The sequence below is a fragment of the Enterobacter cloacae complex sp. P38RS genome, from assembly GCF_014930775.1.
GTDB lineage: Bacteria > Pseudomonadota > Gammaproteobacteria > Enterobacterales > Enterobacteriaceae > Enterobacter > Enterobacter bugandensis.
In genome coordinates this window covers 1-679 of the sequence record NZ_JADBRS010000031.1, presented here as the reverse complement: position 1 = coordinate 679, position 679 = coordinate 1, and the positions used below count along the sequence as shown (strand labels likewise).

Here is a 679-nt window from a genome sequence, read left to right as displayed (position 1 = left end):
TGTACGGTCCGGGGACATAGTGAACACTTGTTCGGGGACATGGTAGACACTTACAACTGAGGCATAAGAACCCGTTTATGGAGTCGCTTATGCCCTGGGATGCGAGAGATACCATGTCATTACGTACCGAGTTTGTGCTGTTCGCCTCGCAGGACGGGGCGAACATCCGTTTCCTCTGCCGTCAGTTCGGCATTTCTCCTGCCACCGGCTACAAGTGGCTTCAGCGCTGGGCTGAGGAAGGTGCCTCCGGTCTTCAGGACCGCTCCCGCGCACCTCATCATTCCCCGAACCGCTCATCTGACGACATCACGGCCCTGCTGCGCATGGCGCATGACCGTCATCAACGCTGGGGCGCCCGCAAGATTAAGCGCTGGCTTGAAGACCAGGGGCACCGTATGCCCGCCTTCAGCACCGTCCATAATCTGATGGCCCGTCACGGTCTGCTGCCGGGCGCATCACCGGGCGTTCCGGCTACGGGACGCTTCGAACATGACGCGCCGAACCGGCTCTGGCAGATGGATTTTAAGGGCCACTTTCCCTTTGGCGGTGGCCGCTGCCATCCGCTCACCCTGCTGGACGACCACTCCCGTTTTTCCCTGTGCCTGGCGCACTGTACCGATGAACGGCGCGAGACCGTGCAGCAGCAGCTGGTCAGCGCGTTTGAACGCTACGGCCTGCC

At 61.1% G+C, this 679-nt stretch carries 1 protein-coding gene; it reads left to right on the top strand.

Annotation, left to right across the window (positions count from 1 at the left end):
* Positions 1 to 77: 77 nt before the first annotated feature.
* Positions 78 to 679: helix-turn-helix domain-containing protein (locus tag IM303_RS22115; protein ID WP_193360252.1), on the top strand; the 602-nt coding region annotated here is incomplete at its 3' end.